Consider the following 12,052-nt stretch of genomic DNA (forward strand, 5'->3'; position numbering starts at 1 on the left):
GCGCCGGCCGGACAGGCCGACCGCCGCGATCTTGCCTGGGCTTGCGGTCGATCCGATCGAACCGTTCGTGTTCTGGCCTCGCGGATCGATCCGGTCGCGACTGCCACTCGGGCTTCGCCGAGCGTTCGGGTCTGCGGGCACGCTCGGATCTCGGGGGCCGATCGGGTCGCGACGACCGTTCGGGTCGCGACGACCGTTCGGGTCGACCGGCGCGGTCGGGCCTTGTCTTGCGATCGGGTCGCGCGAACCGTTCTGGTCTGCCGGCGCGTTCGGGCCTCGCGGACCGGCCCGGTCGTGCCGACCGCTCGGGCCGAGCCCGTTCGGACTTAGCCGCAGTGTCCGGCCTTGCGGCGCGGTCGGATCCGCCCCGGCGGTCGGGCCGGGCGTAACGATCCGGCCGCCCGGCCGATGGGGTGCGTCGCCGGCTCTTCGCTTTCGGATCGGTCGAGCGGCGGGCCGGCGGACGAGGAGGACGCGGGTTACGGTTCGAGTTCATCGGTGGCCGCGGCCGGTGGAAGCATCAGCGCGATCGGCGGCAACTGGTCGACGGACACGAGCCCGATCCGCTCGAGGAACTGCGGCGTCGTTCCGTAGAAGACGGCTTGCCCCGGGCCCGGATCGCGACCAACCTCGGTAACCAAGCCGCGCTGCTCGAGCGTCCCGACGACCCCTTCGGACTCGACCCCACGGATCGCAGCGATCTGCATGCGGGTCACCGGTTGTTTGTACGCGACGATCGCGAGCGTCTCGAGCGCGGCTTGGGTCAGCCGCGGCTGTTGCACCGAACGAACGAACCGCTCGACATACGGCGCGGCGTCGGGGTGCGTGTACATCCGCCATCCGCCGGCTACCTCGCGGAGCGCGACCCCGCGCCCCGACGACTCCAGGTCGGCGGCAAGTTCGCGGAGCTCGGAATCGACGACGTCCTTCGACGACTCGGTGATCTGAGCGAGGATCGTTAGCGGCGTCGGCTCCTCTGTCACGAACAGGATCGCCTCGAGGATCCGGCGGAGCTCGTTGCTCACGGTTGCTCCTCTCTCGCAGCAGGATCGAGCTCGACGACGGTGCCATCGAGATCGATCACATCGTCGAGCCGGATCTCACCGGGCGCCTCTTCCTCGAACGGCGCTCCCCCGTACTCGTCGACCGGACCGGAGGCCGCTGCTTCGCCGAGCCATCGCACGTCGATCTGGCCGAAGGTTCCGGCCTGTGACGCGTCGGCCTCTCCCCTCTTGATCAGCTCGAGCACCGCGAGGAACCGGACGATGACGTTCAGCCGGTCCGGGATCCCGCGAGCGAGCTGACGGAACGTCGCGCTCTTGCGCTTCCGCAGTTCGGCGCGAACGTGCTCGATCGCTTCGGCGACCGAGATGCGGATCGGCGCGATGTGGGAGGTGTCGATGTGGATCACGGGCTTGGGTCCCAGCACGCGAGCGGCGATCTCCGCGAAACGTTGCGGAGAGACGCGCGCCATCAGGTCGGGCGCGAGCTTCGCGAACTCCTCGCCGGCACCTACCGTCCGAGGGAGGTATCCGGCGTTCTCGCCCATCAGATAGGAGATCTTCGCGGAGGCTTCCTTGAACGCTCGATACTCGAGGAGCCGGGCGATCAACAAGTCGCGGTCGCTTACGTCGATCTCGTCGTCGCCGCGAGGCGGTCCCGGCAGCAGGCGGGAGGCCTTCATCTCGATCAGCGTCGCCGCGACGATCAGGAACTCGGTGGCCACCTCGAGGTCCAGCTCCTGCATCTGGTTGAGGTGCACGAGGTACTCCTCGGTGATCGCGGCGAGCGACACGTCATAGATGTCGAGCTCGCGTTTGGAGATCAGGTGAAGGAGCAGGTCGAAAGGCCCTTCGAAAACCTGGGTTCGAACCTGATAAGGCATCGCCGGCCAGTGTAGCGGCGGTGCCGGGACCGGCCAACGAGGCCGGGGAAGGAGGCTCTAGAAGGGTGGTCCGAGGATCGGACCGTAGATGGCACGGCCCATGTTGTCGAGAACCCCCTGGAAGAACAGGAAAAAGGCGATGAGGATGAAGATCAGATACTGGCCGAACTCCTCCATCTTCATCGCTGCCTGCGGCGACAGGAAGCGCGCAAGGATCTTCGATCCGTCGAGGGGAGGGATCGGCAGGATGTTGATGATGAACAGGAACGAATTCACGATCGTGATCAGAAGAAGCGCCCGTCTCCAGTCCCCGAGGTCGGGGCTCGTTGAAATGAGCTTGTCGTCGAACGCGGGGGTGGCCGCGCGAAACGCGAGCCCTGCAGCGATCGCGACCGCAAGGTTGAAGACGGGGCCGGCCAAAGCGACCAAGAGTGCGTCACGCCGTGGATTCCGCAGCCTGCTCGGGTTGATGGTGACCGGCTTCGCGTAGCCGAAGAAGAATCCGAAGGTCGACTTGAAGAGGATGGAGATCAAGAAGACTCCCGGCATGATGACCGTCCCGAATGGGTCGGCGTGGGCCTTAGGGTTGAGGGTGAGTCGGCCCATGAATCGAGGGGTCTGATCTCCAAGAGAAACAGCGGCGCGTGCGTGGGCGAACTCGTGCCCGATCATGCCGAAGAGCAAGCCGATCCCAGCTCCGAGGAACCCATAGAGATCGATCCTGCTCATAGACCTGGAAGCCTCACCCTGTCACAAGATAGGGTGAAACTTGACCTCGAGGATCGGTCGAGGGTTTCAGCGCCGTCGTCCGAGCCGCTCGACGAGGATGGCCGCGGGGCCGTTCGCATCGAGATCGGCCAGGACGTAGGAGAGCGCCTCGCGGACGATCCGGCCTCGGTCGGCCGAGATACCGTGCTCCTTCATCGACAGGCGCGCGCGCTCGAGCGACAGCAGCTCGTCACGGGTGCAGTAGAACGTCACCTTCTCCTCGTGCCGCTGTCTCCCGCTCCCCGTTTTGGGGACGTGTGCCTTCGTCTCCTTGTCGATATATCTCTGAGGCGCTCTGTCCACTCTCGGCTGTTCCTGCTGCTCCTGGCTCGGCGACGAGGGACGGATCGGCGTCGGTTCCGTCGCTTCCTTCACCGATGTCGTCCGGAACAACTCGTCCGCTCCCGGCAAGCTCGCTCGCTTCGTGGACAATCCCAAGCACCTCCTTGGCCAATGCGCGGTAGTCGGAGGCGCCGGATGAGGCCCCCGCGTAGGTGAGGATCGACTCGCCGGCGACAGGAGCCTCGGCGAAACGGATCGTCCTCCGGATCACGGTCTTGTACAGATACGGCCCGAACGCATCCTTCACCCGTTCGAGAACTTCGCGTCCGTGGAGGGTCCGTCCATCGAACATCGTGGGTATGATTCCCTCGAGTCTCAAGTCAGGGTTCAGCCTGTCGCGGACTTTCTCGACGGTATCCATGAGCAAAGCCATTCCGCGGAGCGCGAAGTACTCGCACTCGAGCGGGATCACGACGCCATCCGAAGCCGTCAGCGCGTTCACCGTTAGCAGGCCCAGCGACGGGGGGCAATCAATCAATATGTAGTCATATCCACTTCTCAACTGGGTCAGCGCCCGTTTCAGCGCTTGCTCTCGGGCAACCTCGCTGACGAGCGTGATCTCGGCTGCGGAGAGATCGATATTCGACGGCAGGATCTCTAGTCCGGGAACCTCCGTCTTGATCACGGCCGAATGAGGGTCGACCTCACGCTCCAGCAGCAGGTTGTAGACCGTGAGCTCGAGCGACATCGGGTTGATCCCCAAGCCGACCGACAGCGCGCCTTGGGGGTCGAAATCCACGAGGAGCACATGCTTGCCGAGCTCCGCCATCGAAGCGCCGAGATTGATGGTGGTCGTGGTCTTTCCAACCCCGCCTTTCTGGTTGGCGAGGCTCAGGATGCGGGCCACCAGGCTCCCCCCTCGATTTGTCGACAAGACGACCTAACGACGAGTCGTCTTGTGGGCGGCGACGTTACATCAAGGCCTGCGGCGAGTTCAAGTCCAGGTCGATCCGCTATCGTGAGCAGGATGGATGCGATGAACGAGGCTGGTTCGCCGGATACGGTCGAAACCCCCGAAACGCGAGACGTTGAGCCCTCGCCGCCGGAAAAGCGGGGCGGTACCGTGAAACGCATGTCGCCTCTGAGGGCCGGGTTGATCTCGTCCGCGATCGGTCTGGTGATCGCCGCCGGCGTATTCGCCGGCTTCGGGCTGCCGGGGACGCTGGGAACGACTCACTCGGACAGTCGGTACGGGATGACCGCCGCGATCGACGAGGAGATCCACGTCGGGCTCGGGCCGTTCCACCCGAGTGGCCCAAGGGAGATCAGAATCATCGCCGTCAGCCTCGATGAGCCCTCGCCGGCGATCCAGCTGGACTCCATCCGGATAACGCGGTTCAACGATGCCGCTCCGGTCGTGCTCGGCTCCGACAAGGGCCCCCGGGAAGACATCGCGGCGCTCCCCGAAGCGTTGGGCGTGGTGCTCGAGTCCGGCGAGGACGGCGGCTTCTGGGTGTCGTTCCATGTCACCGCGACGGGGGTACACACCTTCTCCGGTGTACGGGTGACGTACCGGTCGGGGTGGCTCACTCGAACGGTCGTGGTGGGGCCGAACACTCAGGTCCGAGTAGGAGAGACTCGCGGTCCCCGAAGCGACCGCGGTACGCGGCCGGGGGCCACGCCCTCCCGGGGCTGAGGTCTCCCCAGATCGCGCGGACCTAGAGGTTCTTGAGGTCACCGGGCGTGTACACGCCCACGTAACTGGTCGAGACCCCGGGGCGGTCCGTCGCAGAAGACGTCGCACGGCGCGTTGTAGAGTTCCTGAACGGTCGCGACGAGCAGGGTGCGCGTGCCGGATAGCCCTGAGCCGGTGTTGAAGGAACAGGTGAGCCGAGCCACGCCCGCGAGCAGGATCGCGCCTTCGCACGTCCCACCGATGGCAGGTCCGAAAGCCGGGATGGGGACGATCGTGCAGAGAAAATCGAGACAGAAGTCGACGCTGACGCTGTACCCCCGGCGGAACACGGGTGCCGAGTCGATGCGCAGCCGACAAACCGCTGAGCCCTCCGGACAGACGTTGTGGGCTACGAAATCCATTCCGAAGGTGCCTTGGTAGGAACCGCCGTCCAGGGAGAGCCCACCCCGAACGAGAAACTTCCGACGACCGTGTCCTCGCCGTTGCCGCAATACACGTTCTGGCATAGCCAGATATGGGGTGCCCCGGCCGTGGGAACCGGAAGGTCCTTCTTCGCAGGTGACGCCACTCCCGGGATGGCGAAAAGAGCCCCGAGAACCAAGAACACCGCAACCCGCCGGATCATGCGGACCACCCCCTTGAATCGCAGGATTTGCCAGCTTCGGACTGCGTAGGGCGGAATGGAAAAGGGCCGGCCCGAAGGGCCGGCCCTCGTCGGGCGAGCGGCGGCCTAGTTGCCTTCCTTCTGCTTGCACTTCATGCACAGCCGGGCGTACGGGATCGCCTCGAGCCGCTCCGCGCCGACCGGTTCCCCGCACTGCTCGCAGATCCCGAACGTGCCCTTCTCGATCTTGGACAGCGCCAGGTCGACGTCGTGCAGGTTCTCTCGGAGACGCTCGATGACCGCCAGGACTTTGTTGCGTTCGGCCGTGGACTGGGCGCTGTCGGCGAAGCCGAAGTCCAAGTTAAGCCCGTCGACCGTGTTCTCCTGATCGGGGTCGGCTCCCATATCCGCGAGCTGCTTGCGGAGATGCTCCTTCTGCTCTTCGAGAAGCTCTTTATGACGCGTCAGTTCGGCTGCTTCCATGCTGCTGCCCTCCCCTATCCCTTCCGCGCCCGGGCACGCTTGGCTCGCGGATGCGCGGAATCGTAGACCTCCCGGAGTCGCTCGCGACTCACGAGCGTGTATACCTGCGTGGTCGAGACGCTCGCGTGGCCGAGCAGTTCCTGAACCACGCGGATGTCGGCTCCGCCGTCGAGCAGATGGGTGGCGAACGAGTGGCGGAGCGTGTGCGGAGAGATCCGTCGCCGGAGCTCTGCCGCCGCGGCGTGCTTCTTGAGAAGCTTCCAGCACCCCTGCCGGGTAAGGCGGGTGCCTCGCGCGTTGAGGAAAACGGCCGCGCCGGACGCAGTCTTGGCGAGGCCGGGACGCGCCTGTGTCAGATAGCGCTTGAGTGAATCCACCGCTGCGCGGCCGAGCGGCACGATCCGCTCCTTCGATCCCTTCCCGATGCAGCGTACGGAACGCTCCTCGAGGTCGAGATCGTCGACGTCGAGCGCGGTCAGCTCCGATATGCGAAGGCCGGCCGCGTACAGCAACTCCAAGATCGCTTGATCCCGCGACGCGATGGCGCCGTCGGCCGGGACCGCCGCGAGCAGCCGCTCGACATCCTCGACCGGGAGGGCTCGGGGCAGCGAGCGAGGCACCCGTGGCGAGCCCACCGGCTCGGCGGGATCGGCTCGCGAAACGCCTTCACGGACGAGGAACTTGTGGAACCCGCGCACCGCAGCGAGCACCCGCGCGACCGTCGCGCTCGAGTAGCGCTTCCCCGGGGAGTACTCGCGTTCACGCAGCATCGCGAGGAAATCGGTGATGTCCTGCTCCCCTACCTTGGTCGGGTCGGTGATCCGGCGTTCGGCGAGATACGCGAGGTACAGGCGCAAGTCGCGCCGGTACGCCACCTGCGTGTTCGGCGCGACGCCGCGCTCCACCGCCAGGTGATCGAGGAACCGATCGGCGTGCTTAACCAGCCGCGGGTCGAGCTGCGACCGGGAAGGCTGAACGTTTTCCGCGATAGTCATCGCATCCATCTTCGGGGTTGGGAGCGACCGGATCGGGGTCGCGTCAGGATTCGACAGGCACGAGCGCTGTGAGCGGGGTGTACTCGAGCCCATGCGCTTCCGCGACGGGCCGGTTCGTCACGCGTCCCTCGTGCACGTTCACTCCTTTGGCGAGCGCCGGGTCTTCCCGGATCGCCCCCGCGAAGCCTTTGCGAGCTAGCGCCACGACGTACGGCAACGTGGCGTTCGTGAGGGCGTACGTCGAGGTGTGCGGCACCGCACCCGGCATGTTTCCCACGCAATAGTGTACCACTCCGTGGGTTACATAAGTCGGGTGCGTGTGGGTGGTGACGCGGCTCGTTTCGGAGCATCCACCCTGGTCGATCGAGATATCGACGAACACGGAGCCCGGTTTCATCGAGGCAACCATCGCCTCGGTGATGAGCTTCGGAGCGAGCGCCCCGGTGACGAGAACCGCGCCGATCACGACGTCGGCGAGCGCAACTTGCTCCTCGATGATCAGCGACGCGGAGGCGAGCGTCAGGATCCGGCCCTTGTGGATGTGGTCCACGTACCGGAGCCGCTCGACGTTGCGGTCCAGCAGCACGACCTCCGCTTCCATTCCTTGCGCGATCCAGGCGGCGTTCATCCCCGCCATCCCGGCGCCGATCACGCAGACACGTGCCGGGTGGACGCCGGACACGCCGGAGAGCAGGATCCCGCGGCCGCCTGCAGCGCGTTCCAGGAGGTGCGCGGCAACGTGTGAGGCCATCCGTCCGGCGATCTCCGACATCGGCGCGAGGAGCGGCAGCCGCCCGTCCGCGCTTTCGACGGTCTCGTAGGCGATCGCCGTGACCCGTCGATCGATCAGCGCCTCGGTCACGTCGCGATGCGCCGCCAGGTGCAGGTACGTGAACTGGATCTGACCTTCGCGCATCGGCGCGAATTCCGAGCGCTGCGGCTCTTTGACCTTGAGGATCAGATCGGCTCGTTCCCATACATCTTCGGCGGAACGGACCAGCTCGGCGCCGGCCCGCTCGAAGGCGACGTCGGGGATCGAGGAGCCGGCTCCCGCGTCGCGCTCGACGAGGATCCGGTGGCCTTCCTCGGTCAGTTCGCGGACGCCGACCGGCGTCATGGCGACGCGGTACTCGGCCTCCATCACCTCTTTGGGCACGCCGATGATCATGGCCCGTCAGGGTAGCCGAGGCCTCAGGGCTTACGTCGTGGCGGGCTGTTCGGCGCCCTCGGACGATCGCGCGCGGGACTCCGCTCTTGCGAGCGCTGCTCCGACGAACCCGAAGAACATCGGATGCGCCCGGGTGGGGCGGCTCTTGAACTCGGGATGGAACTGCGAGGCGAGGAAGAACGGATGTGACGGGATCTCGATGATCTCGACGAGCCTGCCTTCGATCGTCGTTCCGGAGAACCGGATCCCGGCATCCTCCATGGGGCGGCGGTAGCGGTTGTTCACCTCATAGCGATGCCGGTGGCGCTCGAGCACGACGCTCTCGCCGTATAGCTCACGGGCGAGCGATCCGGGCTCGAGCTTGCAAGCCCACACGCCGAGACGCATCGTCCCGCCCATGTTGAGGATGTCTTTCTGGTCGGGCATCAGGTCGATCACTGGGTGCGGAGTGGTGGCGTCGAACTCGGAGGAGTTCGCGTTCTCGAGGCTGCAGGCGTTGCGAGCGAACTCGATCACGGCGCACTGCAGACCGAGGCACAACCCGAGGAACGGCACGCCCTGCTCGCGTGCGTAGCGGACGGCGGCGACCTTGCCCTCGATCCCGCGAACCCCGAAGCCGCCGGGAACGAGGATGCCGTCCAGCGTCGCGAGGACATCGTGGTTCTCGGTGAGTTCGTCGGAGGCGATCCAGACGATCTCGACGCGTGCGTCTTGCGCGATGCCCCCGTGCTTCACCGACTCGACCACCGAAAGGTAGGAATCGGCCAGCGTCACGTACTTCCCGACGATGCCGATGCGAACCGTGCGCTTCGCGGCGGACATCCGGCGGACCAGCGCCTGCCATTCCGTCAGGTCGGGCTCGGTCGCTTCGAGGCCGAGGTGCTTCACGACGTACGAGTCGAGGCCTTCGGAATGCAGGACCAGAGGGATCTCGTAGATGTTCCGCGCGTCGAGCGCGGACACGACCCCCGTGACGTCGACGTCGCACATCAGTGCGATCTTCTTCTTCAGCGAGGTTCCGAGCGGCCGGTCGCTCCGGCACACGATGGCGTCTGGCTGGATACCGATGGAGCGCAGCTCGGCGACCGAGTGCTGGGTCGGTTTGGTCTTGAGCTCGCCCGACGGCCCGATGTAGGGGACGAGCGAAACGTGCAGGTAGAAGACATTGTCGCGGCCGACATCGTGGCGCATCTGCCGGATCGCTTCGAGGAATGGCAGCGACTCGATGTCGCCGACCGTCCCGCCCACCTCGGTGATGACAACGTCGACTTCCTCGGTCGCCAGGCGACGGATCCGGCTCTTGATCTCCTCGGTGATATGCGGGATCACCTGCACCGTCGCGCCGAGGTAGTCGCCGCGGCGCTCGCGCGCGATCACGGCCGAATAGACGCTTCCGGTCGTGATGTTGGAGTCGCGGGAGAGGTTCTCGTCGAGGAAGCGCTCGTAGTGACCGATGTCCAGGTCGGTCTCGGCGCCGTCGTCGGTAACGAAGACCTCGCCGTGCTGGAACGGGTTCATCGTCCCCGGATCCACGTTGATGTACGGGTCGAGCTTCTGCATGACGACCCGCAGACCGCGGGACTTCAGGAGCCTGCCGAGAGAGGAAGCCGTGAGCCCCTTGCCGAGACTCGAGGAAACGCCGCCGGTTACGAAGATGTGTTTGGTCAAAAAAAAACCCCCGCGGACCGCCGTTCGGTCCTCGGGGCAACATCCTAACACCGCCCGGCGTGACCGGCCAAGCATCTCGGTTACGAGGTCGGCGCCCGTCCCGCTCGATCGGCGGCCCGAAGCGGTCCGATGCGGTCGATCCAGTGCGAAAGCGTGGGCCCCTCCGCAACGAGCGTCAGCGCGATGAGCAGCCCGAGCAGAGTCAGCTTCAGCCAGTCGGCGGGGTCCGCGATCAGGATCGCCCCGCCGAGGAGCGCGCCGATCGCGTTGGATCCGGCGTCGCCGAGCATCGCGCGTTCGCGAAGGTCGAACGGGAGGAAACCCGCAACGGCGCCCAGCGCAGCGGCCGCTACGACCTGAAGGTGGGGAACCAGGATGGCCAGCGGGACGGCTGCGACGAGGAACACCTTGCCGGCGCGGCCGGGGCGCACGTCGAGCGCGTTGAAGAGGTTGGCCATCAGCGCGATGATCGCGGTGGAGACGACGGCCCAGCCGAACGAGTCACTTCCCGCCCCGATCACGAAGGCGAGGATCCCGCCGCCGACGATCTTCAGCGTCCCCGGCGTTATCCGACCGTGGGCGAGGTCCGGAAGGTGGCTCCGCCAGCCGCGCTTCTCTTGCTCCGCGACGTCGTCGAACAGCCCGAGCAAGCCGAACCCGAACACGAGGATCAGCAGCGGATACGAGACCAGGAGTGCGATGGCCGCCGAACCCGCGCCCGGCTCGACCAGCCGGATGAAAGCCACCATCGCCAGGGCGGCGGCGAACCCGATCACGACGGCGATCCCGAGCCCGGTGGCGACCGGAACGCCCCGGTAGTTGCGGCGGGTGATCCGCGCCGTGGGGATGGAGCCGTGCGCGATCCACCGGGTGACCAGGGCAGCGGTCGCCGCGGCGCCGAGGGCGAGCAGGGCCTTGGTCATCGGCGCCTCCATCGGCTCGCCAGTGCCCGCGCGACCTCGGCTCCCTGGCGGGCGCGGTGGGCGAAACCTGCCGGGTCGCGGCCCGTCTTGGCGTGCGTGAATTCGCAGGGCACTTCGATCACACGGTACCCCGCCCGGAGCGCATCGACGGTGAAGGCAGCGTCGACGCCGAAGCCGGGGGCGAATCCTCCGACGGCGTCGACGACCTCGCCTCGGATCGCCCGCTGTCCGGACAGAGGACGATCCATGACGCTTCCTGCGAGGCGGCGCACCCCCCACCGGGCGAAGGTCTCGACCAGCCCGAAACCGGACGGCCCTCCGTCGCCCCTCGGCGGTGCGGCGATCGCGACGTCGATCCTGCCGGCCAGAACAGGCTCGAGGAGTGCGCCGAGCACGCGCGCCGAGTAGCCGAGGTCCGCGTCGACGAGCAGATACACGTCGCAGGGGCCGGCCGTGGCGATCCCTTGCCGGAGGGCGTTGCCTTTCCCCCGCGTGCGGCCGAGTCGAACGACGCGGGCGCCGGCGCGCTTGGCTTCCTCGGCGGTGGCGTCGGTTGAGCCGTCGTCGACGACGACGATCTCACCGACCTCGGGGATGGCGCGAAGGGCCGAGACGGTCGCCCCGACCCGACCGGACTCGTTGCGTGCCGGTACGACGGCGACGACTTTCAAGGGCGGACGTCTGGGGCGACGGCCTGCGCTCCCCCGCGGATGCCGTAGTGCGCAGCCGGCCGCCCGGCGCCGAGGTCTCTGAGCGCATAGACGAGCGACAGCCGCCCGGCGACGGAATCGGCGTGATCGACGGAGCACACCGCCCTCGCCAGCGCCCGGTCGCCGCGGATCTTCTCTGCGAAGGATCGAGGCACGCCCATGCCTTCGGCGACTCCGGCGATGCGCGTGGTGCTCAGCCGGCGAAGGAACGGGATGAAGAACGCGTCTTCACTCGGCGTTGCGTCATCCGCGCCCGAGGTCACGACGACCACCAAGGCGTTCGCGGCGGGGAACGCGCCGGTCTGAGGGAGGTCGTCGACGTCGAGGAATCCGGAGTTCTCGAGCGCACCGATCAGATCGCCTTGCGTGCGGGGATCGCCGGAACCGCCGAGGCGCGTTGCAAGGCCCCCAGCTGCTTCGGTGATCACGTCGTCGCGCGACGATGCCGTCACGCCGAGCACGGTCGCGAGCTGCTGGGTCGTGGCCGGCTGGTCCAGCGCCCAACGCTCGGTGAGGGTCAGCCTGGTGGGCCGCTTGGCTCCGGCCAGGGTCAGCGTCTCGGCGATGGAGTTCACGAGATCACCCGGCGCCTGGCGGTCGGTCACGATCACGACGGCGCGCCCCGCGAGAAGGCCTTGAAGAAGGGGCGGGACCACCACGTCGGAAAACCCCTCGAAAAGATCAAGTTGCTGTTGGAGCGCGTCGCGCTGGTTCCTCATGTCGTTGAACTGTTCCTGCAAGGCGTTCGTGTTGTTCCGCAAGCCCTTCACGACCTCCTGGTCGATCACGGTCGTTCCGGCGAGGATGCCCAAGCCCAGCGCCAGGAACACGGCCGTGAGCGAGACGATGTGGTACCGGAGGTTGATCATG

At 66.7% G+C, this 12,052-nt stretch carries 13 protein-coding genes and 1 pseudogene; 1 reads left to right on the forward strand and 13 read right to left on the reverse strand.

Annotation, left to right across the window (positions count from 1 at the left end):
• Positions 1–479 precede the first annotated feature (479 nt).
• From scpB to WEB06_06920, 5 genes and pseudogenes are all read right to left on the reverse strand, one after another.
• Complete coding sequence (scpB, locus tag WEB06_06900; GenBank protein ID MEX2555341.1) at positions 480–1,025, reverse strand: SMC-Scp complex subunit ScpB; 546 nt, start codon at positions 1,023–1,025, stop codon at positions 480–482.
• A complete protein-coding gene (locus tag WEB06_06905) occupies positions 1,022–1,885 on the reverse strand; it encodes a segregation/condensation protein A (protein ID MEX2555342.1) in 864 nt (287 codons plus the stop codon). Before WEB06_06905 ends, scpB begins: the two co-directional genes overlap by 4 nt.
• A 57-nt stretch (positions 1,886–1,942) precedes the next feature.
• A complete protein-coding gene (locus tag WEB06_06910; protein ID MEX2555343.1) occupies positions 1,943–2,614 on the reverse strand; it encodes a site-2 protease family protein in 672 nt (223 codons plus the stop codon).
• Positions 2,615–2,680: 66 nt separating this feature from the next.
• On the reverse strand, positions 2,681–2,866 hold the full coding sequence (locus WEB06_06915) for a hypothetical protein (GenBank protein ID MEX2555344.1): 186 nt from the start codon (positions 2,864–2,866) through the stop codon (positions 2,681–2,683).
• A gap of 223 nt (positions 2,867–3,089) precedes the next feature.
• A pseudogene (locus WEB06_06920) lies at positions 3,090–3,839 on the reverse strand (ParA family protein).
• A gap of 228 nt (positions 3,840–4,067) precedes the next feature.
• Here WEB06_06920 and WEB06_06925 point away from each other — a divergent pair.
• Positions 4,068–4,631, forward strand: coding sequence for a hypothetical protein (locus WEB06_06925; GenBank protein MEX2555345.1), 564 nt, complete (start codon positions 4,068–4,070; stop codon positions 4,629–4,631).
• Positions 4,632–4,669: 38 nt separating this feature from the next.
• Here the strand turns inward: WEB06_06925 and WEB06_06930 are convergent, their stop codons facing one another.
• The 8 genes from WEB06_06930 to WEB06_06965 form a co-directional block, all read right to left on the reverse strand.
• Positions 4,670–5,032: a hypothetical protein gene (locus tag WEB06_06930; protein MEX2555346.1), complete on the reverse strand. Its 363-nt coding sequence runs from the start codon at positions 5,030–5,032 to the stop codon at positions 4,670–4,672.
• 329 nt (positions 5,033–5,361) lie between these two features.
• Positions 5,362–5,718 carry a TraR/DksA C4-type zinc finger protein gene (locus WEB06_06935; GenBank protein ID MEX2555347.1) on the reverse strand — a complete coding sequence of 119 codons (357 nt, stop codon included), beginning with the start codon at positions 5,716–5,718 and terminating at the stop codon, positions 5,362–5,364.
• Positions 5,719–5,732: 14 nt separating this feature from the next.
• The gene (gene xerD / locus WEB06_06940; protein ID MEX2555348.1) at positions 5,733–6,713 is read right to left on the reverse strand and encodes a site-specific tyrosine recombinase XerD; all 981 of its coding nucleotides are present in this window, start codon (positions 6,711–6,713) and stop codon (positions 5,733–5,735) included.
• Between the two features lie 43 nt (positions 6,714–6,756).
• Positions 6,757–7,881 carry an alanine dehydrogenase gene (gene ald / locus WEB06_06945; GenBank protein ID MEX2555349.1) on the reverse strand — a complete coding sequence of 375 codons (1,125 nt, stop codon included), beginning with the start codon at positions 7,879–7,881 and terminating at the stop codon, positions 6,757–6,759.
• A 30-nt stretch (positions 7,882–7,911) separates the two neighbouring features.
• Positions 7,912–9,549, reverse strand: a complete 1,638-nt coding sequence (locus WEB06_06950; GenBank protein MEX2555350.1) for a CTP synthase — start codon at positions 9,547–9,549, stop codon at positions 7,912–7,914.
• Between the two features lie 80 nt (positions 9,550–9,629).
• Positions 9,630–10,472: a hypothetical protein gene (locus tag WEB06_06955; protein MEX2555351.1), complete on the reverse strand. Its 843-nt coding sequence runs from the start codon at positions 10,470–10,472 to the stop codon at positions 9,630–9,632.
• Complete coding sequence (locus WEB06_06960) at positions 10,469–11,143, reverse strand: glycosyltransferase family 2 protein (GenBank protein MEX2555352.1); 675 nt, start codon at positions 11,141–11,143, stop codon at positions 10,469–10,471. Before WEB06_06960 ends, WEB06_06955 begins: the two co-directional genes overlap by 4 nt.
• Positions 11,140–12,051, reverse strand: coding sequence for a copper transporter (locus WEB06_06965; GenBank protein MEX2555353.1), 912 nt, complete (start codon positions 12,049–12,051; stop codon positions 11,140–11,142). The genes WEB06_06960 and WEB06_06965 overlap by 4 nt, the downstream gene beginning before the upstream one ends.
• Position 12,052 lies beyond the last annotated feature (1 nt).

Source organism: Actinomycetota bacterium, from assembly GCA_040905475.1.
Classification (GTDB): Bacteria; Actinomycetota; AC-67; order AC-67; family AC-67; genus DATFGK01.